Source organism: Aeromicrobium sp. IC_218 (genome assembly GCF_004336805.1).
In the GTDB taxonomy this organism is placed as follows: Bacteria; Actinomycetota; Actinomycetes; order Propionibacteriales; family Nocardioidaceae; genus Aeromicrobium.
This window is the reverse complement of the sequence record NZ_SJXM01000012.1, coordinates 46,526-72,810: the sequence shown is the minus strand read 5'-3', so window position 1 is coordinate 72,810 and position 26,285 is coordinate 46,526. Positions and strand designations below refer to the sequence as shown.

At 73.3% G+C, this 26,285-nt stretch carries 20 protein-coding genes; 7 read left to right on the top strand and 13 right to left on the bottom strand.

Annotated features, from left to right (window positions below):
* Positions 1 to 9 precede the first annotated feature (9 nt).
* Complete coding sequence (locus E0W78_RS13155) at positions 10 to 240, bottom strand: biotin/lipoyl-binding carrier protein (protein WP_131404409.1); 231 nt, start codon at positions 238 to 240, stop codon at positions 10 to 12.
* Entirely contained in the window at positions 233 to 1,726 is a 1,494-nt protein-coding gene (locus tag E0W78_RS13150; RefSeq protein ID WP_242686351.1) for a carboxyl transferase domain-containing protein, read from the bottom strand. Before E0W78_RS13150 ends, E0W78_RS13155 begins: the two co-directional genes overlap by 8 nt.
* 187 nt (positions 1,727 to 1,913) lie before the next feature.
* Here E0W78_RS13150 and fabG point away from each other — a divergent pair, with 187 nt between their 5' ends.
* Genes fabG through E0W78_RS13135 form a run of 3 tightly spaced genes read left to right on the top strand, consistent with a single transcriptional unit; the run spans position 1,914 to position 4,342 of the window.
* The gene (fabG, locus tag E0W78_RS13145) at positions 1,914 to 2,669 is read left to right on the top strand and encodes a 3-oxoacyl-ACP reductase FabG (RefSeq protein ID WP_131404408.1); all 756 of its coding nucleotides are present in this window, start codon (positions 1,914 to 1,916) and stop codon (positions 2,667 to 2,669) included.
* A 1-nt stretch (position 2,670) separates the two neighbouring features.
* Entirely contained in the window at positions 2,671 to 3,705 is a 1,035-nt protein-coding gene (locus E0W78_RS13140; protein ID WP_131404407.1) for a phosphotransferase family protein, read from the top strand.
* A 13-nt stretch (positions 3,706 to 3,718) separates the two neighbouring features.
* Positions 3,719 to 4,342, top strand: coding sequence for a TetR/AcrR family transcriptional regulator (locus E0W78_RS13135; RefSeq protein ID WP_131404406.1), 624 nt, complete (start codon positions 3,719 to 3,721; stop codon positions 4,340 to 4,342).
* A gap of 2 nt (positions 4,343 to 4,344) precedes the next feature.
* On the opposite strand, the gene E0W78_RS13130 is transcribed toward E0W78_RS13135, so the two are convergent.
* Positions 4,345 to 4,698: a DUF6281 family protein gene (locus tag E0W78_RS13130; RefSeq protein ID WP_131404405.1), complete on the bottom strand. Its 354-nt coding sequence runs from the start codon at positions 4,696 to 4,698 to the stop codon at positions 4,345 to 4,347.
* A 67-nt stretch (positions 4,699 to 4,765) separates the two neighbouring features.
* On the opposite strand from E0W78_RS13130, the gene E0W78_RS13125 reads away from it, so the two are divergent.
* Complete coding sequence (locus E0W78_RS13125; protein WP_131404404.1) at positions 4,766 to 5,386, top strand: trimeric intracellular cation channel family protein; 621 nt, start codon at positions 4,766 to 4,768, stop codon at positions 5,384 to 5,386.
* 73 nt (positions 5,387 to 5,459) lie between these two features.
* Here the strand turns inward: E0W78_RS13125 and E0W78_RS13120 are convergent, their stop codons facing one another.
* The 6 genes from E0W78_RS13120 to E0W78_RS13095 all read right to left on the bottom strand — a co-directional run bounded on the left by E0W78_RS13120 (position 5,460) and on the right by E0W78_RS13095 (position 18,803).
* Positions 5,460 to 5,840, bottom strand: coding sequence for a hypothetical protein (locus tag E0W78_RS13120; RefSeq protein WP_131404403.1), 381 nt, complete (start codon positions 5,838 to 5,840; stop codon positions 5,460 to 5,462).
* Between the two features lie 152 nt (positions 5,841 to 5,992).
* Positions 5,993 to 6,385, bottom strand: a complete 393-nt coding sequence (locus E0W78_RS13115) for a holo-ACP synthase (protein WP_131404402.1) — start codon at positions 6,383 to 6,385, stop codon at positions 5,993 to 5,995.
* Entirely contained in the window at positions 6,382 to 15,423 is a 9,042-nt protein-coding gene (locus tag E0W78_RS13110) for a type I polyketide synthase (RefSeq protein ID WP_242686350.1), read from the bottom strand. Before E0W78_RS13110 ends, E0W78_RS13115 begins: the two co-directional genes overlap by 4 nt.
* A 198-nt stretch (positions 15,424 to 15,621) precedes the next feature.
* The gene (locus tag E0W78_RS13105) at positions 15,622 to 16,377 is read right to left on the bottom strand and encodes an SDR family oxidoreductase (protein ID WP_131404401.1); all 756 of its coding nucleotides are present in this window, start codon (positions 16,375 to 16,377) and stop codon (positions 15,622 to 15,624) included.
* Entirely contained in the window at positions 16,374 to 17,597 is a 1,224-nt protein-coding gene (locus E0W78_RS13100; RefSeq protein WP_131404400.1) for an acetyl-CoA C-acetyltransferase, read from the bottom strand. The genes E0W78_RS13105 and E0W78_RS13100 overlap by 4 nt, the downstream gene beginning before the upstream one ends.
* Before the next feature lie 60 nt (positions 17,598 to 17,657).
* Positions 17,658 to 18,803 carry an acyl-CoA dehydrogenase family protein gene (locus tag E0W78_RS13095; protein ID WP_131404399.1) on the bottom strand — a complete coding sequence of 382 codons (1,146 nt, stop codon included), beginning with the start codon at positions 18,801 to 18,803 and terminating at the stop codon, positions 17,658 to 17,660.
* A gap of 99 nt (positions 18,804 to 18,902) precedes the next feature.
* On the opposite strand from E0W78_RS13095, the gene E0W78_RS13090 reads away from it, so the two are divergent.
* On the top strand, positions 18,903 to 19,478 hold the full coding sequence (locus tag E0W78_RS13090) for a TetR/AcrR family transcriptional regulator (RefSeq protein ID WP_131404398.1): 576 nt from the start codon (positions 18,903 to 18,905) through the stop codon (positions 19,476 to 19,478).
* A 91-nt stretch (positions 19,479 to 19,569) separates the two neighbouring features.
* Here the strand turns inward: E0W78_RS13090 and E0W78_RS13085 are convergent, their stop codons facing one another.
* Positions 19,570 to 20,115 carry a YceI family protein gene (locus tag E0W78_RS13085; RefSeq protein WP_019146006.1) on the bottom strand — a complete coding sequence of 182 codons (546 nt, stop codon included), beginning with the start codon at positions 20,113 to 20,115 and terminating at the stop codon, positions 19,570 to 19,572.
* A 112-nt stretch (positions 20,116 to 20,227) separates the two neighbouring features.
* Between E0W78_RS13085 and E0W78_RS13080 the strand changes: the two genes are divergently transcribed.
* Both E0W78_RS13080 and E0W78_RS13075 read left to right on the top strand, forming a co-directional pair.
* Positions 20,228 to 20,761: a MarR family transcriptional regulator gene (locus E0W78_RS13080; RefSeq protein ID WP_131404397.1), complete on the top strand. Its 534-nt coding sequence runs from the start codon at positions 20,228 to 20,230 to the stop codon at positions 20,759 to 20,761.
* Positions 20,762 to 20,769: 8 nt separating this feature from the next.
* Positions 20,770 to 21,150, top strand: a complete 381-nt coding sequence (locus tag E0W78_RS13075; protein WP_131404396.1) for a VOC family protein — start codon at positions 20,770 to 20,772, stop codon at positions 21,148 to 21,150.
* A 64-nt stretch (positions 21,151 to 21,214) separates the two neighbouring features.
* Here E0W78_RS13075 and ettA read toward each other — a convergent pair whose 3' ends face one another.
* From ettA to E0W78_RS13060, 3 genes are read right to left on the bottom strand one after another with little or no spacing between them, the layout of a single operon-like run.
* Positions 21,215 to 22,897, bottom strand: a complete 1,683-nt coding sequence (gene ettA / locus E0W78_RS13070) for an energy-dependent translational throttle protein EttA (RefSeq protein WP_131404395.1) — start codon at positions 22,895 to 22,897, stop codon at positions 21,215 to 21,217.
* A 45-nt stretch (positions 22,898 to 22,942) separates the two neighbouring features.
* Entirely contained in the window at positions 22,943 to 24,574 is a 1,632-nt protein-coding gene (locus E0W78_RS13065) for an ABC transporter (RefSeq protein WP_131404394.1), read from the bottom strand.
* Positions 24,571 to 26,262 carry a dynamin family protein gene (locus tag E0W78_RS13060; protein WP_242686349.1) on the bottom strand — a complete coding sequence of 564 codons (1,692 nt, stop codon included), beginning with the start codon at positions 26,260 to 26,262 and terminating at the stop codon, positions 24,571 to 24,573. The genes E0W78_RS13065 and E0W78_RS13060 overlap by 4 nt, the downstream gene beginning before the upstream one ends.
* Positions 26,263 to 26,285 lie beyond the last annotated feature (23 nt).

Here is a 26,285-nt window from a genome sequence, read left to right as displayed (position 1 = left end):
CGCAGCCCGTCACGCGTCGGTGGAGGACCCCTCGATGACGACCACGACGTCGCCCTCCTGCACGATCTGGCCCTCGGCCACCGGCACCTCGCCGACGACACCGGTGACCGGCGCGTGCACGGGGATCTCCATCTTCATCGACTCGAGCACGGCGAGCGTGTCGCCGGCCGAGACGGCGTCGCCCTGGGCGACGAGCAGCTTCCAGACGTTGCCGACGATCTCGGCGCGCACCTCAGCCACGGTGGCCCGCCTCGTGGGTCAGCATGCGCAGGGTCTCGACCATGGTGGAGCGGGTCTCCTCGGGAAGGATGACGTCGTCGACGATGCCGGCCTCGGCGGCCAGGTACGGACGGGCGACGTTCTCGCGGTACTCGGCGGCCAGGCGGTCGCGGAGCTCGGCCGGGTCCTCGGCGGCCTGCAGCGCGCGGCGGTGCAGCAGCGCCACGGCGCCACCGGGGCCCATGACGGCGATCTCGGAGCTGGCCCAGGCCCAGGACGCGTCCGCGCCCAGCGAGCTGGCGCCCATGGCGATGTAAGCGCCACCGTAGGCCTTGCGGACCACGACGGTCAGCACGGGCGAGGTGGCCTCGGCGTACGCCTTGAGCATCTTGGCGCCGTGCGTGATGACGCCGCGACGCTCCTCGACGGTGCCGGGCAGGAAGCCGGGGACGTCGACGAACGTGACGACGGGCAGGCCGAAGCGCGAGCAGAACTCGACGAAGCGGGCGGCCTTGACCGCGCTGATGGCGTCGAGGATGCCGCCGCGGGCGGCGGGCTGGTTGGCGACGACGCCGACCGGACGGCCGTCGAGCCGGCCCAGGACGGTGAGCATGCTGCGGCCGTGGTCGGGCATCAGCTCGAGCCGGTCGCCGGCGTCGAGCACGCCGTCGAGCAGCTTGTGCATGTCGAAGACGATGCTGGACTTCTCGGGCACCAGGTGCGGCAGCGCCTGCGCGGCGACCTCGTCGGTCGGGCGCGCCTCCTGGACGTTCTGGGCACCGCCCTTGTGGCTGGGCAGGAAGGAGAGCAGGCGGCGCGCGGCGTCCAGCGCCTCGGCCTCGGAGTCGACGGCCAGGTGGGCCACGCCGCTCTCGATCGCGTGCATGTCGGCGCCGCCGATGGCCTCGGCGGTGGCGTCCTCACCGGTCGCGGCGCGGACGATCTCCGGGCCGGTCAGGAACATGTGTCCCTGCTCGCGGACCATGATCGTCCAGTCCGTGAGGGCCGGCGAGTAGGCCGCGGCACCGGCGCAGGGGCCGACGATGACCGAGATCTGCGGGACGACCTGCTGGGCCTCGACGTTGAGCTTGAAGATCCCGCCGCAGCCGTGCAGGGCGAAGATGCCGTCGTGGATGCGCGCTCCGCCGGAGTCGTTGACGTAGACGATCGGGTAGCCGCGCTCGATGGCCAGGCGCTGCGCCTTCATGACGCCCTCGGCCAGCACCGGGCCGATGGCCCCGGACGCGACCGCGGCGTCGTGGCTGGCCACGACGACCGGGCGTCCCTCGACCAGGCCCCAGCCGGCGACGACGCCCGAGCCGGCGCCGCCGGACGACCGCATGGGGGTCATCTCGACGAACGTGCCGGCGTCGAGCAGCATCTCGGCGCGCTCGCGGGCGGTGTGCTCGCGTCGGCCGCGCGGCTCGACGCGCACCGCACGCTCGGCGCGGCGCTGCAGGAGGACGTCACGGGGCCCCGCGGGGGCGGTGTCCTGGACGGTGGTCACGGCGGGCTGCGTCAAGAGAGTCTCCAAAACATGAGGGTTCCCTCAACATAGCACGAACATGAGGAACCCCTCGGGTTTGGCCGCCGTGTCCTGCACCTCGTCGTGCGCTACCGTGACCTAAGCAAGCGCTTAGCGCGCCGTGAGGCCCCGCACCGACCGCCGTCAGGCTCAGCACCACAGGAGAGACATGACCGAGTCCCGTACCGCCATCGTCACCGGAGCCGCCCGCGGCATCGGCGCCGCCACCGCCCAGCGCCTGGCCGCCGACGGTCACGCCGTCGCCGTGCTCGACCTCGACGCCGAGGCCTGCGCGGGCACGGTCGAGGCCATCACGGCCGCGGGCGGACGCGCGATCGCCGTCGGCGCCGACGTGAGCGACGAGGCCTCCGTCGCCGCGGCGTTCGAGACCGTCGTCGCCGAGCTCGGCGCCCCGACCATCCTGGTCAACAACGCCGGCATCATCCGCGACAACCTGCTGTTCAAGATGAGCACCGCCGACTGGGACGCCGTCATGGGCGTCCACCTGCGCGGCGCGTTCCTCATGACCAAGGCCGCGCAGAAGCACATGACCGAGGCCGGGTTCGGCCGCATCGTCAACCTGTCCAGCACCAGCGCGCTGGGCAACCGCGGCCAGGCCAACTACTCGGCGGCCAAGGCCGGCATCCAGGGCTTCACCAAGACGCTCGCGATCGAGCTCGGCCGCTTCGGCATCACCGCCAACGCGATCGCCCCCGGCTTCATCCAGACCGACATGACGGCGGCCACCGCCGAGCGCGTCGGCGTCCCGTTCGACGACTTCATCGCGTTCTCGGCCAAGGAGATCCCGGTGCAGCGCGTCGGCCAGCCCGAGGACATCGCCCACACGGTGTCGTTCCTGGCCAGCGAGGGTGCCGGCTTCGTCTCGGGCCAGGTCATCTACGTCGCCGGCGGCCCGAAGGACTGACGTGACCGACTCCCCCCAGGGCCTCGACCTCGACGCGCTCGCCGGCTGGCTCGACCGCTCCGTCCCCGGCCTGGTCGACGGACCGCTCGAGGCGCGGCTGATCACCGGCGGCAAGTCGAACCTGACGTACGCCGTGCGCGGCGGCTCGGCCGACCTCGTCGTCCGGCGTCCCCCGCTCGGCCACGTGCTGGCCACGGCGCACGACATGGCCCGCGAGCACCGCGTCATGGCCGCGCTCGCGCCGACCGAGGTCCCCGTGCCGCGCACGTACGGCCTGTGCCAGGACGTCGACGTCATCGGCGCGCCGTTCTACGTCATGCAGCGCGTCGAGGGCACCCCCTACGCCCGCGCGTCCGACCTGGAGGCCCTGGGGGCCGAGCGCACCCGCGCGATCGCCGACCGGATGGTCGACACCCTGGCCACGCTGCACGCGGTCGACCCGGCCTCGGTCGGGCTGCAGGACTTCGGCCGGCCCGAGGGCTACCTCGAGCGCCAGGTGCGGCGCTGGACCAAGCAGCTGGACGCCTCGCGCAGCCGCGAGGTCGCGGGCATCGACGAGCTCGCCTCGCGCCTGGCCGCGTCCGTCCCGGCCGACCGGCCCGGCACGATCGTGCACGGCGACTACCGCCTGGACAACCTGCTCGTCGACGACTCCGACACCGTCACGGCGGTGCTCGACTGGGAGATGAGCACGCTCGGCGACCCGCTCACCGACCTGGCCGTCCTGCTGGCCTACCAGGAGCTCGCGTCCGCGGGCGGTGGCGCCGGAGCGGCCATGGTCACCGACGCGGCGCGCGCCCCGGGCTTCCCGAGCAGCGAGGACGTCGTGCAGCGGTACGCCACGGCGTCCGGGCGCGACGTGGGCACGCTCGACTTCCACCTCGGCCTGGCCTACTTCAAGCTCGCCGTGATCCTGGAGGGCATCCACTTCCGGCACAGCCACGGCCAGACGCTGGGCAGCGGCTTCGACGGGATCGGCGACCTGATCGAGCCCCTCGTCGCGTACGGACTGGCGTCCCTGGGGCGTCCCGCCTAGTACGGTGGCGGCCATGACGGCCGAGATCCTCGAACCGCGGCGCCGCCCCACGCAGGAGCGCAGCCGGGTCAAGTTCGAGCAGCTGCTGCAGGTCTCCCGCCAGCTGCTCCTCGAGGTGGGCTTCGAGTCGTTCACCTGCGAGGAGGTCGCCAGCCGCGCCGGCCTGCCGATCGGCACGCTGTACCAGTTCTTCGCCAACAAGTACGTCATCGTGTGCGAGCTGGACCGCCAGGACGCCGTGCCGGTCAAGGAGGCGCTGGAGGAGTTCGCCGCCGAGATCCCGTCGCTGGACTGGCTGAAGTTCCTCAACCGGCTGCTCGACCACGTCGCCCAGCTGTGGGTCACCGACCCGTCGCGGCGGGCGGTCTGGCACGCCGTGCAGTCGACGCCGGCGACGCGCGCCACCGCCGCGCTGACCGAGCGCGAGCTGGCCGCCGAGGCGGCCCGCATCCTGGCTCCGCTCACCCCGCGCACGCCGCGCGCCCGGCGCAAGATCATGGCCGAGGTCATCATCCACGTCGCCTACTCGATGCTGAACTTCTCCATCCGCGACGGCCAGGAGCACACCGAGGCGGTCATCGAGCTCAAGCGGCTGCTGGCCGCCTACCTGCTCAGCGCCGAGCAGGTCGATGCCTAGCGTCAGCCGCGGCCGAGCATCTTCCGCACCCCGGCCGGCAGGTCGTCCGGCTCGACGCCCGGGGCCAGGAACAGCTCGTCGGTGACGCCGTCGCGCGCGATCACCTCGGCGGGGTCGCCGCCCTTCACGGACACGAGGTCGACCGGGTCGTCCTCGGCCTTCCCCGCGCCGTCCTCGCACGCGACGATGACGCCCTCCCCCAGCGGCTCGCCGGCGACGACGTCCTCGGCGTTGTAGCCCTCGTACCGGACGCCGTCGAGCTCGATCTCCACCGCGCACCCGCTCCGCGAGGCGCTCGAGCAGCCGCCCAGCAGCAGGGCGGCGAGGATCGCGGTCACCAGCGTCGTTCGTCCCATGCTCCGAGTCTGCCGGACGCACGCAGGCGTTTTCGTCGCGGGGCGTCCGGCACGGTAGACAACTCCCGTGAGCACCCTGCTGCTGACGCTGGACCTGGCCGGCGTCTTCGCCTTCGCCCTCAACGGCGCCCTGACCGCCCTGCGCGTGACCCGCCTGGACGTCGTCGGCGTCGTCACGCTGGGGATGCTGACCGCGCTCGGCGGCGGGATCCTGCGCGACGTGCTGATCGGGGCGCTGCCACCGCTGACGTTCGACGACTGGCGCTACCTCGCCGTCGCCGCGGCGGGCAGCCTGGTCGCGTTCGCGTGGGGCACGTCGCTGGACCGGCTCAAGCGCTCGATCGAGGTGCTGGACGCGGCCGGGCTGAGCCTGTTCGCCGTGACCGGCGCGCTCCGCGCCCTCGAGCTCGGCATGGGACCGGGCCAGGCGGTGCTGCTCGGCGCGCTCACCGCGGTCGGCGGCGGCACCCTGCGCGACGTCATGATCGGCCGCGTGCCGGTGGTCATGCGCAGCGAGCTCTACGCCATCCCGGCGCTGCTCGCCTCGCTCGTCGTGGTGGTCTGCGACCGGGCCGGGCTGCACGGGGCGGCCCCGGCCGTGGGCGCGGCGCTGCTGTGCCTGGGCATCCGGCTGGCCGGCGTGCACTGGAACCTGCACGCGCCCAAGCCGCGCCGGCCCCAGGCATAGCGCGTCCCTTCGACAGGCTCAGGGAGCGGGAGGCGGCTTAGTAGGCGGGAGCCGGCTCAGGGAGCGTCTCGGCTCACTCGCACAGGCGCAGCGCCTGCCGGTACCCGCCGTCGAGCGCCCGCCCGCGCACCGTGGACGTGACCGCGTCCTCGGGGACGATCCCGAAGCTCATCGCTCCCGAGGGCATCCGGCACGCGGCCACGATCGTCCACCCGTCGCCGTCGTCCTCGTACGTCGCCGGTCGTCCGCCCACGCGGGACGACAGGTCGGAGACGCCCAGCCCCTCGTCCTCGAACGCCTCCTGGACGTCCCCGAGCTCGCGCATCAGGAACGACGACGGAGAGTCGTCGACGTCCACGTCGGCGGCGCAGCCGGTCGCGACGACGGCGACGAGAACGGCCAGGCCGCCCACGGCAGCGCGTGCGCGCGTCGTCCGGTGAGAGGGATGAGTCATCGGCACGCCGCATCCTCTCAGGGACGCGCGTGCCGCGGGGCCCTTCGACAGGCTCACCGCCCCAGGAGTGCTCGACGCCCCCAGGCCTGCAGACCTGGGGACGTCTGGTCTACCTGGGGCCCCAGGTAGACCAGACGGGCCTGTCGAGGGGCTCAGCTGCGTGACAGGACCACGTAGGCGGTCGCGTAGTCGCCGTCGTGGCTGAGCGAGACCTGCGCGTCGAGCCCCGCCAGGTGCTCGGCGACCTCGCCGTGGAGCCGCAGCCGCGGACGTCCCCAGGCGTCCTTGACCACCTCGACAAGGTGGTGGACGTGCTCGGACGCGACCGGCGGCTCACCGAAGATCGACGCCGACCACGCCTTCACCAGCGCCTCCTTCGCCGCCCAGCGGGCGGCCAGGTGCGGCGCCGGGCCGTCCACGGCCTCGACGGCGTCACGCCGCTCCCCGGCCGTGAAGGCCTGGGCGAAGCGGGTGCCGGGGCGGCCCAGCTGCTCGGCGAGGCCGGGCACGTGCACCAGGTCGACCCCGACACCCACGACCGTCATCGGCAGGCCGGGCCCGCGTAGACGTCGTCGTCGCCCAGTCGCGCGTCCGGGTCCAGCAGCAGGTCCGCCTCGAGCGCCTTGGTGCCCGAGCCTGTGCCCAGCCGGCGTCCATCGGGACGCTCGTAGAGCGAGGCCTGGCCGAGCATCGCCCGGGCCATTCGCATGCGTCCCTCGACCGCGCGGGCGTGCGCCCGGCGGCGGTAGGACGCGCGGTCCTCGTCGGTCAGCGACGACAGGAACGCCTGCGGGTGCGCCAGCGCGATGAGGCCGGCGACGTGGCCGAAGCCGAGGCTGGTCACGAGTCCGGCCTTGAGCGGGCCGGCGGCCTGCAGCGGCTTGCGCAGCCACACCAGGTGCTCGTGCTCGTCCAGGTCGGGCATGACGCAGTCCAGGCTGCGGTTCGGGGGCACGACGCCGGAGGCCAGCACCTGGCACAGGCCGATGGTCTGGAACGCGGCCGCACCGCCCTTCGCGTGACCGGTCAGCGTCTTCTGGCTGATCACGTACAGCGGGTTGCCCTCGCTGCGCCCGATCGCCGCCGCCAGCCGCTCGTGCAGGTCGGACTCGTTGAGCTCGTTCACGCCCGTGGACGTGTCGTGCTTGGAGACCACCGCGACGTCGTCCGCGGTCAGGCCGACCTGCTTCAGCGCCCGGGCCAGCGGCGACCGGTCGCGGCCGAGGCCGGCGGCCAGCGCACCCAGGCCGGGAGCCGGGATGGACGTGTGGACGCCGTCGGCGAACGAACCGGCGTAGGCGACCACGGCCAGGACCGGCAGGCCCATCGCCGCGGCCACGTCGCCGCGGGCCAGCAGGATCGTGCCGCCGCCCTGCGACTCCACGAACCCGCCGTGACGGCGGTCGTTGGCCCGCGAGAAGTAGCGCGGGTCCAGGCCCTTGGCCGCCATGGCCGCGGAGTCGGCCGTCGCGCTCATGTCGGCGAAGCCGACGATGCCCTCGACGCTCAGGTCGTCGAAGCCACCAGCGACCACGACGTCCGCCTTGCCGACGCGGATCTTGTCCACGCCCTCCTCCAGCGACACCGCGGTGGTGGCGCAGGCGGCGACGGGGTGGATCATCGCGCCGTACGAGCCGACGTACGCCTGGACGACGTGCGCGGCGATGACGTTGGGCAGCGCCTCCTGCAGGATGTCGTTCTGCTTCGCCTCGCCCAGCAGGGTGTCGATGTAGAGCGACTGCATCGACTGCATGCCGCCCATGCCGGTGCCCTGCGTGTTGGCCACGCGCGACGGGTGGACCCAGCGCATGAGCTCGGCCGGCGTGAAGCCACTGCTCAGGAACGCGTCCACGGTGCAGACCAGGTTCCAGGCCGCGACCCGGTCGATCGACTCGACCATCTCGGCCGGCAGGCCCCACGCGGCCGGGTCGAACCCGGTCGGGACCTGGCCGCCGACGGTGCGGCTCAGCGACATCCGGCGTGGGACGCGCACCTGGGTGCCCGCCTTGCGGGTGACGCTCCACTCGCCGTCGGCGGTGGGGGTCACGACCGTGCGCTCGGCGTCCGCGGCGGCCAGGGCACGCGCCTCGGCCTCGCTGGAGACGGTGAACGTCAGGTCCTGCTCGAGGTAGACGCTCGTCAGCAGCGGCGCGGTGTTGTCGACCATCGGGCCCTCGTCGACGTAGCGGCGGATGCCGCACGCCTCGACGACGGCGTCGTGGTACCGGTCGAAGATGTCCGACTCGTCCAGCGGGTCGCCCGACGCGACGTCGTACCAGCCGCCCGGCGCCTCGTAGCGGACCAGGCCGGTCGTCCACGCCAGCTCCAGGACGCCCGCGGCCGACAGCTCGTCGTGGACCTCCACCTCGAAGCGGGTGCGGGCCGAGCCGTACGGGCCGAGCTCGCCGGCACCGACGACGACCACGAGGTCCTCGGGCGCGGCCGGGACGTCGGCCCAGTCGATCTCGGTGGTCTCGGTCGCCAGCTGGGCCGGGGACGGCGCCAGCGCGGCGATCGTCGCCTCGTCGGTGCGCTCGGCCGGGGCCGGACGCTCCAGGGACGCGGCCAGCTCGGCCAGGTTCACGTCGGCGTCGGCCAGACCGCCGGTGAAGTCGCCGTGCAGCGGCTCCGCGGAAGCCTGCTGACGCGCGTCGCCGGTGCACAGGCTCAGCAGCGCCTCGGCCATCTCCTCCGGCGCCCAGGTGCGGACGCCGGCGGCCTCGACGGCCTCGACGAGCGGATCGTTGCCGCCCATGAGCCCGGTGCCGCGCACCCAGCCGATGACCGCGTGGGCCAGCGTGACGCGCTGCGACCAGCTCTTCTCGGCGTGCCACTTGTTGACGACGGCGTCGAGCGCGGCCTTGGCCTCGCCGTACGCGCCGTCGCCGCCGAACGTGCCCCGGTTGGGCGAGCCCGGCAGGACGACGTGCAGGCGCGAGGCCAGGTCGTGGTCGCGACCGCCGCTCAGGGCGCCGACGAGCCGCTCGACCGACCACAGCAGGATGCGCATCTCGACCTCGGCACGCGAGCCGGCCTCGGTCAGGTCGCCCGCGACGCGTCCGGCCGCGAACGGCAAGAGCAGCGTCGGGGTCAGCGCGGGCTTGACGACCTCGGTGGCGCCGCGGACCGTGCGCGTCTGCTCGGACGTCAGCCAGGTCGCGAACGCGTCCACGTCGGCGAACGAGGCCATGTTGGCCGGGACGACCCACAGGGCCGCGCCGCCACGGGCGTGGTCGCGGTACAGCTGCTTGTAGAAGGCCAGCTTCGAGCCGTCGACCGACGAGGTGGTCGCGACGACGGTCGCGCCGCCGGCCAGCAGGCGTCCGACCACCGAGGCGGCGATGGAGCCCTTGCTGGCGCCGGTGACGACGGCCAGCTCGCCGGCCCACTCGCCCGGCGTGGTGTCGAGCGCCTGCTCGGCGGCGCGCTCGAAGGCCGGGCGCAGCGCCGGGTCGACCCGGTCGGCCCACCAGCGGGCCTGACGGGCGACGACCTCGCCGGTGCCGGCGAACGTGCAGGGCACGTCGTCGCCGGCGGCCAGGCGGGCCAGGTCCTCGCGGGCGGACGCCCAGCGGTCATCCAGCACGAACGCCTGCTGCGCGTCGAACGCCGGGGCGACGAGACGGGGCCAGTCGCTGCCCAGCTCGGCCTCGACCCGGGCCAGCACGAGGGCGTCGTCGGAATCGTCCACGACCGGGGCCGGGGCGTCGGCCAGGCCGAGCTTGTCCAGCACCAGGCGCGCGGCCGAGGCCAGGACGCCGGTGGGTCCGGTGATCGTCTCGGTGAACTCGCCGAGGGCGGCCGCGTCGATCGTGGCGCCCGCTCCCCCGCCGGTGGCCGGCAGGTCGACGCTGACGCCCTGGCGGGCGGCGACGGACTGCACGGCGGCGTCGACGAGCACGTCCACGTCGGCGGCGGTCGCCGGCGCGGCGGCACCGAAGTCGCCACCGCGGACGCTCGCGCCGTCACGGGTGGTCAGCGCGGTCTCGGCGACCACGTGCGACACCCAGCCGGGGCCGAGCTGCCAGACGTCCGTGACGCGCTCGGCGATCGCGGACTGCTTGCGGCCGGTCGGGCCGAGCACCTTCTTGAGGTGGTCGGCGAACGTCTCGGTGAGCACCGGGCCGAACGGCTTGTAGCCGCGGGCCAGACCCTTCACCGTCGTGCCGAGCGCGGTCATGTCCGCGTCCGCGGCACCGTCGATGGCGCCGAGGCCCAGCTCGCCGCCGAGGTCGACGAGCAGCTGGTTGCGGCGCGAGGAGACGCCGTCGGTCAGCGCCTCGATCGAGTCCGCGGCGCCGATCTGGTCGGGGCGGACCTTCGTCCACCACGAGATCAGCACGCGGGTGGCGTCGGACGCGTCGAAGGTCAGATCCGCGGGGCGGGGTCCGCCCGACGAGGCCGGCGCCGCGGTGGGCGCGGCGGCCGGGGCCGCCTCGGCGGTCTCCGCGGCGGGCGCCGTCTCGACGACGTCCTCGACCTCGGCGGCCGGCTCCTCGTCGGTGGAGAACACCGCGGCGGCGTCGCGCTCCACGTTCAGCACCTGCACGTCGGGGCCGATGCGGCCGGGCAGCTTGAGCGTCTGGCTGGCCAGGTTGGCGACCGTCGGCGAGCCGCCGACGCCGACCTCGACGAAGCGCTCGACACCGGCGCCGCCCTCGGACTCGGCGGCGAACAGCAGCGCCTGGGTCTCGATCCAGCGCACCGGGCTGGCGAACTGCCAGGCCAGCAGCTCGATGAGCAGGCGGCGGCACAGCGCGTGCGGGCGAGCGGCCCACGCGTCCCAGTCGGCCAGCACCTCGTCGAGCGGCTCGGACGGCACCAGGGCCGCGACCTCCTCGACGTACGCGCGGTCGAGCGTGAACAGCCGCGGCACCAGGTTCGGCACGTAGCGGCCGACCAGCACGTCCGGGTCGACGTCGGCCGGCAGCAGCTCCTCCAGGCGGGCCCGGAAGTCCGGCACGCCGCCGCGCAGCACGGTGGAGTGGAACGGCACGTCCACGCCGGGCACCAGGATGAACGCGGCCTTGCCGCCGAACTGCTTGCGCCGCTCGGCCACGTCGGCCTCGAGCGCCTCGAGACCGGCGACCGTGCCGGCCACGGCGTACTGCGAGCCGGCCAGGTTGTAGTTGACGATCTGCAGGAACTGGCCGGTGCGCTCGGCGACGCCCTCGACGTACGCCGTGACGTCGGCGTCGGTGAGGCCGATCTGCGACGGGCGGATGGCGGCCAGGCGGTAGTCGCTGCGGCCCTGCGCGTCGCGCGGGACGAGCGTGTGCATGACCGAGCCGCGCTGGAACACGACCTCGACGACGGCCTCGAGCGGGATGACGCCCGACACCGCGGCCAGCGCGTTGTACTCACCGACCGAGTGGCCGGCCAGCAGCGCGCCCTCGACGAAGGCGCCGGCCTCGCGGAGCTCGGCCATCTGGGCGGCGCCCAGCACGGCCATGGCGACCTGGGTGAACTGCGTCAGGTACAGGACGCCGTCCGGGTGCTTGTGCGTGACGCCGTCCGCGACGAGCACGGTCGGGTTGTCGCGCACGACCGTGAGGATCGAGAAGCCGAGCGCCTCACGGGTGTGCGCGTCGGCCCGGTCCCAGATCTCGCGCGCGGCGCGTGAGCGCTGGTAGCCGGCCATGCCCATGCCCTGGTGCTGGATGCCCTGTCCCGGGAAGGCGTACGCCGTGCGGGGCGCGGCGACCTTCGCGGTGGCGGCCATGACGACCTCGCCGTCGACGCGGCAGGTCACGTCCACGACCTCGGCGCCGGCGTCCAGGCCGGTGCGGTCGGCGCGCAGCTCGACCGTCGCGCCGAGGCGCAGCGGGCTCATGAAGCGCGTCGTCCAGCCGACCACGCGACGGCCGTCGGCGGCGAGCGCCTGCTGGGCGGCGGCCGAGAGCCACATGCCGTGGACGATCGGCTCGCCGAGCCCGGCGAGACGCGCGGCGGCGGTGCTCGTGTGGATCGGGTTGTGGTCGCCCGAGACCTGGGCGAACGCGCGCAGGTCCTCCGGCGCGGCGAACGACGTCTGGACGCGCGAGCGGCGCGGGGTGTCCTTCACGTCGCCGAGCGAGCCGCCGGCGCGGGCCGGGTCGGGCAGGGCGACGTCGCCGACGCGGCCGCGGACGGCGAACCGCTCGCTCAGCGTCGCCAGGACGCCGTCGGTCGTGGCGACCTCGACGTCGACCGCGACGACGCGGCCGTACTCGGTGTCCTGCACGCCGGCCAGCGTCGCCGCGACGGTGACGTCGGCGCGGGTGGTCGGCAGCGCGCCGGTGACGGCCACCTGGTGGTCCAGGTGGACGAGGTCGAGCATGCCCTCGACCACGGGGGTGCCGTCGGCGGTGCGGGCCTCGCCCAGGACCGCGAAGACGGCGGGCCAGGACAGGCCCACGAGCACGTCCGGGACGGCGTGCGCCGGGACGGTGCCCTGGGTGGACGCAGCGGTGACGCCCGCGTGGTCGGCGACCAGGTCGGGCTCGAGCACGGCGCCCAGGACGGCGCGGCTCTCGGCGACGTCGGCGAGCGAGCCGCCCGCGGCGCCGGTCAGCAGGCCGCGCATGGCGGTGGCGGCGTCGGCGGTGCCCACGACAGGGGCGGAGCCGAGCACGACCGACGCGTCCGCGTGGATCGGGATGCTCAGGCGACGACCGCCGCCCAGCGGGACGTCCAGCGTGGCGACGTCCCCCTCGGCGGTGAGCACGGCACCGGTCTCGGCGTGCTCGGCGCGCGAGCCGTCGACGACGACCCAAGCCTCGCCGAGGCGGTGCACGGGGTTGCGGACGGTGCGCCCGGCCCAGACGACGTCCTGGGCGGCGAGCACGAGCGACAGCGCGCCCTCGGAGCCAGAGTTGACCCGGCGGCGGCCGGGCACACGCTGCGGCGCGGCACCCGCGGCCAGCAGGGAGTCGACCGCGGCGGCCTCGAAGCGGCCGAGCAGCTCGGCGACGGGCTCGTCGGCGCGCGTGATGCCGGCGACGGCGACCGGGCCCGGGATGATGCAGACCTGGTCGGCGGTGAAGCGCGGGTCGTGCGCCTGCCACAGCGAGTCCGAGCGCCACCAGCGGCGCACGTCGGCGTCGAGCACCGGCACGAACGGCACCGGCTTGCCCGGACGGCGGCAGACCTCGACGAAGAACGGCACGTCGGCCGGGTGCAGGACGACGTCGGCGGCCGCCGGGTACGCGGCGGTCAGCGTCGCGAGCGCGGCGCGGCCGTCCTGGACCTCGTCCGCGGACGCGAACAGGGTCGGCACCTCGCCGTGGTCGGCCTCGTGCAGACGGGCCTCGGCGCGCTGGAGCATCGCGTGGAAGCGGTCGCGCAGGCTGACGTCCAGCCAGTCGCCCGACGCGTCCGCGCTGAGCTCGAGGTAGCGGCCCAGCCACGCGGCGTAGGTCATCGCGTCGACGTCGCCGAAGTACGGCTTGGCGGTGCCGTCGAGCGCGGCGACGATCTCGGCGCGGCGCGCGGCCACGGCCTCGGCGTCACCGGCGACCTCGTCGAGCAGGCGGCCGCAGCGCGACGCCGTGTTGTCGATCTCGTGGATGTCGGCGCCGAGCTGGCTGCGGCCCGAGGCCACGCCGCCGGATGCCTGTCCGGCCCCGATCCAGTCCGGGGTGCCGGGCGCCTCGACCAGCGCGCGCTTCACGTCGGGGCTGGTGGTGGCCTCGAGCGTGGCCATGGCGGCCGTGCCGACCAGGACGCCGTCGAGCGGCATCGCCGGGAAGCCGTGGCGACGCGACCACGAGCCGGTCAGGTAGTCGGCCGCCGCCTCGGGGGTGCCGATGCCGCCGCCGACGCACACCACGACGTTGTCGCAGGCGCGCAGGTCGGCGTAGGTGGTGAGCAGCAGCTCGTCCAGGTCCTCCCACGAGTGGTGGCCACCGGCCTTGCCGCCCTCGACGTGGACGATGACCGGGGTCGGCCCGACCTGCTTGGCGATGGCGACGACCTGGCGGATCTGGGCGACGGTGCCGGGCTTGAACGCGACGTGCGACAGGCCGGACTCGCGCAGTTCGGCGACGATGGCGTCGGCCTCGTCGAGCTCGGGCACGCCGGCGCTGATGACGATGCCGTCGAGCGCCGAGCCCGCGGCCCGCGCGCGCTGGACGAGGCGCTTGCCGCCCACGTGCAGCTTCCACAGGTACGGGTCCAGGAACATCGAGTTGAACTGGAACGTCGCGCCCGGCTCGAGCAGGCGGCCGAGCTCGGCCATGCGGGCGGCGAAGATCTCCTCGGTCACCTGACCGCCGCCGGCCAGCTCGGCCCAGTAGCCGGCGTTGGCGGCCGCGGCGACGATCGGCGCGTCGACCGTGGTCGGGGTCATGCCGGCCAGCAGCACCGGCGACTTGCCGGTGAGGCGGCTGAATCGGGTCTCGGCGTAGGTGCGGCCGTCGGGCAGCGAGACGACGGTCGGGGCGTAGGAGTCCCAGGCCGGCGCGACCTTGCGGGCGGCGCCGGGCGAGACGAGCTCGCGGTGGCCCGCGCGGGTCGCAGGGGCGACCAGGCCGACGCCGAGACCGCGCACCTCGCGCGACGACAGGCGCGTGGCCAGGTCGGCCGGGCCGACGTCAACGAGCCAGCGGGCGCCAGCGGCGACGAGGCCGTCGAGCTCCTCGACCCAGTCCATGCCGTCGACGAGGGCAGTGCGGACGCGCGCGGCGGCGGCGTCGCCGTCCAGGCCGCAGGCCGCGGCCCACTGCGCGACGAGCGCGGTGGCGTCCTCGAGCTCGGGGTGGTGGAAGGCCACGCGGGCGTCGACGGCCTCGATCACCGGGGCGAACGGAGCGCCGCCGGTCTTCTTCTTCTCGCGCGCGGTCTTGTCGGCGGCGGCGACCTCATCGCAGCGCTGCTCGAAGATCCGCAGGGACGCCTCGGGGCCGCAGACGACGACCGACCGGCGTCCGTTGCGCAGCCGCACCGCCAGGCGCAGGCTCTCGGGCAGGGAGGCGACGACCTCACGGACGCGCTCGGGGGTGGTCTGCGAGACCGACAGCATCGTGCGGCCGAGCAGGCCCTTGCGGCGGCCGACGACCTCGATCGCGGCACCGGCGAGGATCGCGACGGCCAGGACCTCGGCCTCGTCCGCCCCCTCGAGCACGGGCGCGGCGAGGCGGCCCTGCGAGTGGGCGGCGACGCCGGCCGGAGCGTGGGCACGGACGTCCAGGCCCTGACGGGCGAGGGCGCGCAGGCCGGCCAGCTGGGTCAGGGCGATGCCGGGCACCGACACCGCCGGGGTGGCGAGCGCGTCGGCCGACGGCACGGCCGGCGCCTCGTCGTCCTCGGCCGAGTGGGCGGCGGCCAGGACGTCGGCCCAGGCCAGCGGGTCGAACGTGCGTCCGGTGCGCGTGAGGTCCGCGGCCACCGGGGCGAGCAGCTCGCGGGCCTGCGACAGCACCGCGTCCAGCTCGGCCGTCAGCGCGAAGTCGCCCAGCAGGTCCGCGAACGGACGCAGCCAGTCGGCTCCCTGTCCCCCGAGCACCAGGGCGTACGGCTCGCCGCCGACCAGGCGGTCGACGAGGGACGCGCGGTGGGGGGTGCTGGTGGCGCTGGCGGACAGGGGCGTGTCGAAGATCGTCACGGGGTGAGGGCCTCTCGCAGGGGTCGGTCTCCCCATCATGCCCAGAACATGAGGGGTTCCTCAACTTTATCCCGAGGGTTTCCTCATGTTTTCTGCCTCACTCCGCTCGCGCCGCCCCGAAGTGTGACGAAGAGGACCACCTCCGCGCCGGAGATGGTCCTCGTCGTCACGAAGCGCGGCAGCGCCGCGGCCGGTGCCCTAGACCGAGCCGCCGGTGAGGGTGAGGCCGCCGTCGACGACGATCGTCTGGCCGGTGACCCAGGCGGCATCCTGCGAGAGCAGGAAGGCGACGACGGCGGCGATGTCCTCGGGCTCGCCGAGCCGCTTGAGCGGGTACTCGGCGGCGACCTCGGCCTCGCGGCCCTCGTACAGCGCGTTGGCGAACTTGGTCTTCACGACGGCCGGCGCGACCGCGTTCACGCGCACCGACGGGCCGAGCTCGACGGCCAGCTCCTCGGTGAGGTGGATGAGCGCGGACTTCGACGCGCCGTACATGCCGATGTTCGGGGCCGGCTTGAGCCCGGCGATGGACGCGACGTTGACGATCGCACCCCCGTGCTCGGCCAGCGACGCGGCGTACGCCTTCTGCGCCCACGACAGCGCGCTGACGACGTTGACCCGGAAGATCTTCTCGACCGCGGCCAGGTCGACCTCGATCGCGCGGCCGTACACCGGGTTGATGCCGGTGTTGTTGACCAGCAGGTCCAGGCGGCCGAATCGCTCGAGCGTCGCGGCGATCGCCTCGTCCTGGTGCGCGGGGTCGTCCGCGCTGCCGGCGACGTAGATCGCCCGGCCGTCGCCGAGGACGTCCGCGGCCTCGGCGAGAGCGGCCTCCTTGCGGGCGGTGATGCACACCTGCGCGCCCTCGTCGACGAGACGCTGGGCGATGCCCAGGCCGATGCCGCGGCTGGCGCCGGTGACGATCGCGACCTGGCCGGAGAAGCGGCCCGTCACGACAGACGCTCCAGCACCATCGCCATGCCCATGCCGCCGCCGACGCACATCGACTCGACGCCGATCTGCTTGTCGTGCCACTGCAGGGAGTTGATCAGCGTGCTGGTGATGCGCGCGCCGGTCATGCCGAACGGGTGGCCGACGGCGATGCCGCCGCCGTTGACGTTGAGCTTGTCGACGTCGATGCCCAGCTGCTGGGCCGAGCCGAGCGCCTGCACGGCGAACGCCTCGTTGATCTCGAACAGGTCGACGTCGTCCAGGCCCATGCCGGCCTGCTTCAGCGCGCCGCGGATGGCGTCGACCGGGCCGAGGCCCATGATCTCCGGCGACAGGCCCGTGACCGAGGTCGAGACGATGCGCGCCAGCGGGGTGAGCCCGAGCTCGGCGGCCTTCGTGTCGCTCATGATCACGAGCGCGGCGGCGCCGTCGTTGAGCGGGCAGGCGTTGCCGGCGGTCACCGTGCCGTCGGGGCGGAAGACGGGCTTGAGCTGCGAGACCGCCTCGTAGGTGACGCCCGCACGCGGTCCGTCGTCGGCGCTGACCACGGTGCCGTCGGGCAGGGTGACCGGCGTGATGTCCTTGGCCCAGAAGCCGTTGGCGATCGCCTGCTCGGCCAGGTTCTGGCTGCGCACGGCGAAGCGGTCCTGCTCCTCGCGGCTCATGCCCAGCACCTGCTGGACGTTCTCGGCCGTCTGGCCCATGGCGATGTAGACGTCGGGGACGTTGCCGTCCTCGCGCGGGTCGTGCCAGGTCTTGCCGCCGTGCGTGAAGTCGTCCGTGCGCTGCACGGCCTCGGCGAACAGCGGGTTGAGCAGGTCCTGGCCGGGGATCGAGTCGCTGTTGCCCTTGACGAAGCGGCTGACCGTCTCGACGCCGGCCGAGATGTACGCGTCGCCCTCGCCGGCCCTGATCGCGTGGAAGGCCATGCGCGTCGTCTGCAGGGACGACGAGCAGTAGCGCGTCACGGTGGTGCCGGGGAGGTGGTCGTAGCCGGCCAGCACCGCGACGTTGCGGCCCATGTTGAAGCCCTGCTCGCCGCCGGGCAGGCCGCAGCCGAGCATGAGGTCGGTGATGTCCTTCGGGTCCAGCTCGGGCACCTTGTCCAGGGCCGCGCGGACCATCTGGACGGTGAGGTCGTCAGGACGCATGTCCTTGAGCGAGCCCTTGAACGCGCGCCCGATCGGCGAGCGGGCGGTGGAGACGATCACTGCTTCCGGCATGGTTCCTGCCTTCGGTGTGGGAGGGGTGCGGGCTGGCCGTCCGTGGCCGGGGGACGTGCGTCAGAGGCCGAGGTCGCGGCCGATGAGCTCCTTCATGATCTCGTTCGAGCCGGCCCAGATGCGGCTCACGCGGGCGTCCCGCCAGGCGCGGGCGACGCGGTACTCGTTCATGAAGCCGTAGCCGCCGTGCAGCTGGACGCAGTCGTCGAGCACCTCGTTCTGGACCTCCGAGGACCAGTACTTGGCCTTGGCGGCGTCGATCGCGGTCAGCTCGCCCTTGCTGTGCGCCAGCACCGCGGCGTCGACGAAGGCCTCGGCGGCCTCGATCTTGGTCACCAGGTGGGCGAGCAGGAACTTGTTGTGCTGGAAGGAGCCGATCGGCTGCTTGAACGCGTGCCGGTCCTTCGCGTACTGGATGGTCTCGACCAGGATCTGCTTGGCGTGCGCGATGTTGGACACCGCGCAGGTCAGCCGCTCCTGCGGGAGCCGCTCCATCATGTAGATGAAGCCGCGGTCGACCTCGCCGATGACCCGGTCGTCGCCCAGGCGGACGTCCTCGAAGAACAGCTCGGCGGTGTCGGACTCGGGCTGCCCGACCTTGTCGAGCTTGCGGCCGCGGCTGAACCCGGGGTCGGTCGCCTCGATGCCGAACAGCGTGATGCCCTTGGCGCCCTTCTCCGGCGAGGTGCGCACCGCGGTGACGATGAGGTCGCCGCTGTAGCCGTTAGTGATGAACGTCTTGGAGCCGTTGATCACCCACTCGTCGCCGTCGCGGACGGCGGTGGTGCGCAGCGCGGCCAGGTCCGAGCCGCCGCCCGGCTCGGTCATGCCGATCGCGGCCAGGATCTCGCCGGACGCCATGCCGGGGAGCCAGCGCTCCTTCTGCTCCGGCGTGCCCAGGTCGACGATGTAGGGCGCGACGATGTCGGAGTGGATGCCGACGCACGACGCCAGCGCGGCGCTGACCTTGCTCAGCTCCTCGGCGAAGACCGCGTTGAACCGGAAGTCGCCGGCCTCGGAGCCACCGACCTCGTCGGGGATCTCCAGGCCGAGCAGGCCCTGCTCGCCGGCCGCGCGCCAGAAGTCCCGGCTGATCGCCTTGTCCTGGATGTACTGCTCGAGGTTCGGCTCGACCTGCTTGGCCAGGAAGGCCGCGCAGGTGTCGCGGAAGGACTCGTGGTCGGCGTCGAAGATGGTTCGCTGCATGGTCTTCCTCGTGGCTCGGCGGTGCGGCGCTCCAGGTTGCTAAGCGCTTGCTTAGCGTGCCAGACGTGCGCCATGCTGTCTACCGACCGAGGAGGCTCCATGACGACCACCGCCCGCGAGCGGCTGATCAGCGCCGCCGTCGAGGCCTTCGCCGAGAAGGGCTTCGCGGCGACCACGACGCGCGACATCGCGTCGCGCGCCGGCATGAGCCCGGCGGCGGTGTACGTCCACCACGACTCCAAGGAGAGCCTGTTCTTCCAGGTGAGCCTGTCCGGCCACCAGGAGACGCTCGACCTGGTCGAGAAGTCCGCGGCGCGCACCGGCGAGCCGGTCGAGCGGCTGCGCGGCCTGATCTACGACTTCAGCCTCTGGCACGCGCGCAACAGCCGCGTCGGGCGCATCGTGCAGTACGAGTTCAACGCCCTCTCCCCCGAGCACCGCACCGAGATCGGCGACTACCGCCGGCGGATCGAGCGCGTCGTCCGCGACGTCCTCGCCGACGGCGTCGCGGCGGGCGCGTTCGACGTGGACGACCTCGGCGGCACGGCCCGGGCGCTGCTCTCGCTCGGCGTCGACCTCGTGCGCTGGTACTCCCCCGACGCCGGCTCGCGGACCCCGGAGTCGATGGCCACGCTGCACGCGTCCCTGGCCGTCCGCATGGTCACCCACGGCTGAGGCCGTCCACGCACGACGACGCCCGGCCCCACCGAGGTGGGACCGGGCGTCGCGCGTGTGCGGGTTGCTGAGGTCCGCAGGTTCGTGAGGATCAGGCCTCGACGGGGGCCTCGAGGACGGCCTCCGCGACGATCTGCAGCTTGATCGTGTCGCCGATCATCGCCTTGTCGGCGCCGGCGACGGGGATGTTGAAGTCGATGCCGAACTCCTTGCGGCTGATCTGGCCCTTGGCCTCGACGCCGGCGCGGGTGCCGCCCCACGGGTCGCCGCCCTCGCCCAGGAACTCGACCTCGAGCTCGACCGGCTTGGTGACGCCCTTGATGGTCAGGTCGCCGGTGACGACGAACTCCTCGTCCGAGACCTGCTTGATGCCGGTGCTCGTGAACGTCATCGCCGGGTACTTCTCGACCTCGAAGAAGTCGGCCGAGCGCAGGTGCTGGTCGCGGTCGGCGGTGCCGGTGTTGATCGAGGTCAGGTCGACCGAGACGTTCAGGCTGGAGGCGGTGACGTCGTCGGCGGTGACGATCGTGCCCTCGAAGCTCTCGAACTTGCCGCGGACCTTGCTCATGAGGTGACGGACCTGGAAGCCGATCTCGGTGTGGGTCGGGTCCAGGTGCCAGGTGCCGGTGGTGACCATGGTGATTCTCCTCGTTCAAGTCTGTTCGGTAGTTGCCTTTTCAACTGCCTGGGAAGAACGTACCATGTTGTTGAACAGTCAACAACCCCCTTCCTCGGAGTAGGATCAGCCCATGACCAGCACGTCCCCCGACGCCACTCCTTGGCTCGACCCCGCCCAGCAGCGCTCCTGGCGCCTGCTCCTGGGCGGCACGACGGTGCTGTTCGACCGGCTCGACCGCGACCTGCGCCAGGCCCACGGCCTCTCGCTCGCCGAGTACGAGATCCTCGTGCGCCTCTCGGAGTCGCCCGAGCACTCCGTGCGCATGTCGGAGCTGGCCGACGCCCTGTCCCACTCGCGCAGCCGCGTGACCCACACCGTCTCCCGCCTGGAGAAGGCCGGCATCGTCCGGCGCGGGCAGTGCGGCGACGACGGCCGCGGCGTCTTCGCCTTCCTCACCGACCACGGCATGCGCACCCTCGAGCAGGCGGCGCACACCCACGTCACGGGCGTGCACGACTACCTCGTCTCTCAGGTGCCCGACGCCGACCTGGAGACGATGGGCAACGTCATGCAGGCCGTGGTGACCCGGCTGGCCGAGGGCGACCGCTGCTACGGCGCGCCGTCCAACCCCGCCGACTCCCTGGCCTCCCCCACCACCGCCTAGGACCCGCGATGGTCTCGGTGGTGCAGAACGTCGCGATCGACTGCACGGACGCCTTCGCGCTCGCCGAGTTCTGGTGCCAGGTGACCGGGCACCCTCAGCACGCCGAGGACGGTCCCGGCGTGGAGGAGACGCAGGTGCTCGTCCCCGGCGGGCCGGTACTTCACTTCAACCAGGTGCCCGAGCCCAAGACGGTCAAGAACCGCGTGCACCTGTGCCTGCAGCCCGACTCGACCCGCGACGCCGAGGTCGAGCGCCTGCTCGCGATCGGCGCCACCGTCTTGGCCGACCGGCGCGAGCCCGACGGCACCGGCTGGGTCGTGCTGGCCGACCCCGAGGGCAACGAGTTCTGCGTCCTGCGCAGCGCCGCCGAGCGCGCCGCCACCGGCTGAGCGTCCGCGCCGACACGCACGACGGCCCCGGACCAGGTGGTCCGGGGCCGTCGTGCGTGGGGCGTCAGTCGCGCGTCAGGCGACGGTGCGTCACGCGGTGCGGGCGCGCCGCCTCGGGGCCGAGGCGCTCGATCTTGTTGGCCTCGTACGAGGCGAAGTTGCCCTCGAACCAGAACCACTTGCCGCCGTCCTCCTCGTCGCCCTCCCAGGCGAGGATGTGGGTGGCGACGCGGTCGAGGAACCAGCGGTCGTGGGACGTGACCACGGCGCAGCCGGGGAACTCCAGGAGCGCGTCCTCCAGCGACGACAGCGTCTCGACGTCCAGGTCGTTGGTCGGCTCGTCGAGGAGCAGCATGTTTCCGCCCATCTTCAGCGTGAGCGCGAGGTTCAGGCGGTTGCGCTCACCACCGGAGAGCACGCCGGCCTTCTTCTGCTGGTCCGGGCCCTTGAAGCCGAACGAGGCCACGTACGCGCGGCTGTTCATCTCGAAGTTGGCGACCTTGATGAAGTCCAGGCCACCGGAGACGACCTCCCAGACGTTCTTCTGCGGGTCGATGCCGCCGCGGCTCTGGTCGGCGTACGAGATCGACACCGTGGAGCCGACGTTCAGCGTGCCCGCGTCGGGCTGCTCCTCGCCGGTGATCATGCGGAACAGCGTGGTCTTGCCGACGCCGTTCGGGCCGATGACGCCGACGATGCCGGCGCGCGGCAGCGAGAACGAGATGTCGTTCCACAGCACACGGTCCTCGAAGCCCTTGGTCAGGTGCTCGGCCTGGAGCACGACGTCGCCCAGGCGCGGTCCCGGCGGGATGTTGATGTCGGCGGTGTCGATCTTGCGGGCCTTCTCGGCCTCGGCGGCGAGCTCCTCGTAGCGGGCCAGACGCGACTTGCTCTTGGTCTGGCGGGCCTTGGCGTTGGAGCGCACCCACTCCAGCTCCTGCTCGAGGCGCTTGGCGCGCTTGGCGTCCTTCTGCCCCTCGATCTTGAGCCGCTCCTTCTTGGTCTCCAGGTACGTGGAGTAGTTGCCCTCGTAGCCGTGGATGGAGCCGCGGTCGACCTCGGCGATCCACTCGGCGACGTTGTCCAGGAAGTACCGGTCGTGGGTGATGGCCAGGACGGCGCCCGGGTACGTCTTGAGGTGACCCTCCAGCCAGCTGACCGACTCCGCGTCCAGGTGGTTGGTGGGCTCGTCGAGCAGCAGCAGGTCGGGCTGCTGGAGCAGCAGCTTGCACAGCGCGACGCGGCGGCGCTCACCACCGGAGAGGTGGTCGACGAGCGTGTCCGGCGGCGGGCAGCGCAGGGCGTCCATCGCCTGGTCCAGGCGCGAGTCGAGGTCCCAGGCGTTGGTGTGGTCGAGGTCGGTCTGCAGGTCGCCCATCTCGGCGAGCAGCGTGTCGAAGTCCGCGTCGGGCGCGGCCATCAGCTCGGAGATCTCGTTGAACCGGTCGAGCTTGCCCTTGATCTCGCCCACGGCCTCCTGGACGTTCTCCAGGACGGTCTTGCCCTCGGTCAGCGGCGGCTCCTGCTGGAGCATGCCGACGGTGGCCTCGGGGTCCTTGATCGCGTCGCCGTTGTTGGCGTGCTCGAGCCCGGCCATGATCTTGAGCAGCGTCGACTTGCCGGCGCCGTTGGGGCCGACGACGCCGATCTTCGCGCCGTGCAGGAACGAGAGCGTGACGTTGTCGAGGACGACCTTGTCGCCGTGCGCCTTGCGCACGTTGCGGAGAGTGAATACGTAGTCAGCCATGGTGCGACCAGCCTACCGAGCGCACGAGGGGGCGCGCCCCGTGCGTCAGCCGCGGGCGACGAGCAGGCCCTCGCGGGCGCGCCGGTAGTCGGCGACGACGCCCTCGAGCGGCTCGACGACGCGCTCGCCGGCCACGTCGCGGACGACGTCGCGGAGCACGTCCTCGGCCCGGGCCGCGCGCTTGCGGGCCGAGGCCAGCACGAACGGCCGGGTGACCAGGGCGAGCACGGTGCCGCCGAGCAGGCCGGCGACGGCGAGGACGACCGCGAGCGGGTTCCACTCCTGGCCGAACGCCATGGAGACCAGCCAGGCCACGCCGCCGATGCCGGCGAGCAGCAGCAGCCACTGCAGCGCGGCGAGCAGGTACCAGCCGGCCGGCGTGCGGTCGAGCCCCAGGTCGGCGCCGGCGAGACGCTCATCGAGGGTATCGACGACCTCGCGCTGGCGCGCGTCGGCGGTGTCACGGACGGCGGTGGCCCACGGACGGCTCATGCCGACGGCCGCCTTGTCGGCGAAGTCGCGGACGGCCTGCTCGGCGGCGGCGGGCTGCACGCCCCCGACGCCGACGCCCTGCGCGCGGCGCAGCGACGTGACGGTCAGCGACTCGTCGGCGGTCACCTCGCCCGAGCGGTCCTTGCGGGTGAACAGGCGCGCGACCGGCCAGGTCGTGGTGCGCACGGCGCGGCGGCGCGAGACGGAGCCGATCGAGTCGACGACGTCGGGGACGCCGGCCGCACCGGCCAGGCCGTCCTCGAGGCCACGGACGTCGGCCTCGCCGATGCCCGGCACCTCGGCGGTGCCGACGGTGTCGGCGATGGTCGAGGCGATCGCGGTGAGCTCGGTGCCGAGCCGCTCGCGGGAGGCCTGCTTGGCCCGGATGCGGCGGGCCAGCTCGCGCTTGAGCTCGTCGACGCCGTCGCCGCGGGCCGCGGAGACGCCGATGACGGTGACGTCCGGCAGGCCCTCCTCGGTGAGGATGCGGCGCAGGTCGGCGAGGGCGTTCTCACGCTGGTCGAACGGGATCCGGTCGATCTGGTTCAGCACGACGATGGTGACGTCCGCGTACGCGGCCATGGGCCGGATGTACCGGTCGTGGATGGCCGCGTCGGCGTACTTCTGCGGGTCCAGCACCCACACCAGGGTGTCGGAGTAGGGCAGCAGGCGCTCCATCTCCAAGTGGTGCGAGACCTCGGTGGAGTCGTGGTCGGGCAGGTCGAGCAGCACGAGGCCGTCCAGGCGGGTGTCGTCGCTGGAGCGGTCGAGCATGCTCTGGCGCGAGACCTGGTGGCGAGCCGGGATGCCCATCCACTCGAGCAGCTCGGTCGCGCCGTCCGGGCCCCAGGCGCAGGCCAGGGCCCACGTCGTGGTGGGGCGCCGGACGCCGGTGCCGGCGATCTCGAGGTCGGCCAGCGCGTTGAACAGCGACGACTTGCCCGAGCCGGTCGCGCCGCCGAGGGCGACGATCGTGTGCTCGCCGGACAGCTTGAGCCGCTCCGCGCCACGGCCGGTGACGTCGGCGGCCGGGCGCAGCACCTCGGCGTCGAGGTGCGCCTTCGACGCGTCGACGGCCTGCTGCAGCGCGTCCAGGCGGGCGGCCACGTCGGGCGCGACGGCCGGGGTGGCCGTGGTCTCGGTCCCGGTCTCGGCCGGGGTGGCGGGCGTGACGGGCTCGGTCATGCGTCGTCTCCGAGGAAGTCGAGGTGGCGGGCGTGCTCGGCACCGCGCGCGGACTCGGACAGGCGGGCGCGGACGGCCTCCAGCTCGGTCACCGACGGCAGGACGCGGAGCTGGCGGTCGCGCTCGGCGTCGACGTAGCGGCGCACCCGGGCGTCGAGGTCGGCGCGGGCGCGCTCGACGACGCGTCCGGCCTGCTCCGGACCCAGGATCGAGTCGAGCACGCGGCGGGCGACCTGGTCACGGCCCGACGGGCCGGCCAGGGCGACGATCATCGCCGACAGCGCGACGCCGTCGGCACCGAAGGCCAGGAACTTCGCGCTCAGGCGCTTGTCGGCGCCCTCGGTCTTGACCGTGTCGAGGACGACCTGCTGCCAGTCGCGCACGGCCCGCTCGGCCGCGGGCGCGGCCTCGCGGGAGGCGCGGTCGATGCCGCGGTGGGCCTCGACGACGACGCGTCCGGCCGGCTCGGCGTCCCAGGCGGCGGCGGTCGTGCGGGCGGCCGACTCGACCGCGCCGGTGAGGACGACGGTGAGGGCCGAGACCACGGCCTCGGTGACCTCGGCGGCGCGGGTGCGCTTGCCGGTGACGCCCTCGATGAAGCGGTCGCGGATGCGTCCGACACGCTGCTCGACCGAGGCCAGCACCTCGCCGGAGCCCACGTAGTCGTCCCAGCGCGCGCCCAGCGGTCCGACGAGCAGGGAGCCGTCGGCGACCGCGTCGGCCACCTTGCAGGCGGCCTCGTCGTACGCGCGCTCGCCGGCGCCGGTCAGGCGGCGGCCGACGGCGACCTGCGCGTCGAGGCCGTCGACCAGGTCGAAGCCGCGGAAGACGTTGAGCCGCACCGCACCGTCGAGGGTGCGGCTGACCACCTCGGCGCGGGCCGCGGGGTCGTCCGCGAGGTCGCGCAGCCAGCCGAGCATGCCGGTGACCTTCTCGCGCGGCAGCAGGCCGTCGACGTCCAGCGGGGACTCGTCGATGGTGAACAGCGGGGAGTCGCTCAGGCCGCGCGAGGTCATCATGCGGGCCAGGTGGCCGCGGACCTCGTTGATCGAGTCCGGGTGGGTGCGGTCGAGCACGACCGCGACGGCGGCGCTGCGCTCGGCCGCGGCGCGCAGGTAGTCCCACGGCACCTGGTCGGCGTAGCGCGCGGCGGAGGTGACGAACAGCCACAGGTCGGCGGCGGCGAGCAGCTGGGAGGCGAGCTCACGGTTGCCGGCGTCGATCGAGTCGACGTCGGGGGCGTCCAGGATGGCCAGGCCGCGCGGCATCTTGTCGGACGCGACGAGGCGCAGGGCGTACGTGGCGTTGCCGACCTCGGTCGTGCGCGGAAGCTCGGGCAGGACGCGGTCGGGCGCGAACCACTTGGCCTCGTCGGGGTGGTGCACGAGCACGGGCGAGCGGGTGGTCGGGCGCAGGACGCCGGACTCGGTGACGCGCTCCCCCACCAGCGAGCTGACCAGGGTCGACTTGCCCGCGCCGGTGGAGCCGCCGACGACGACCAGCAGCGGCGCCTCGAGCTGGACCAGGCGCGGCAGGATGTAGTCGGACAGCTGCTCGAGCAGCGCGGTGCGCTTCTCGCGGACCTCGTCGCTGCCCTCGACCTCGAACGGGAACGTGGCCGCGGCGGCGTCGCCGTGCAGGCGGCTCAACGCACCCAGGAGCTCGGGCGAGGCGTGATCGCTCGGCACGTTCACCTCTTTCGACTCCCGGA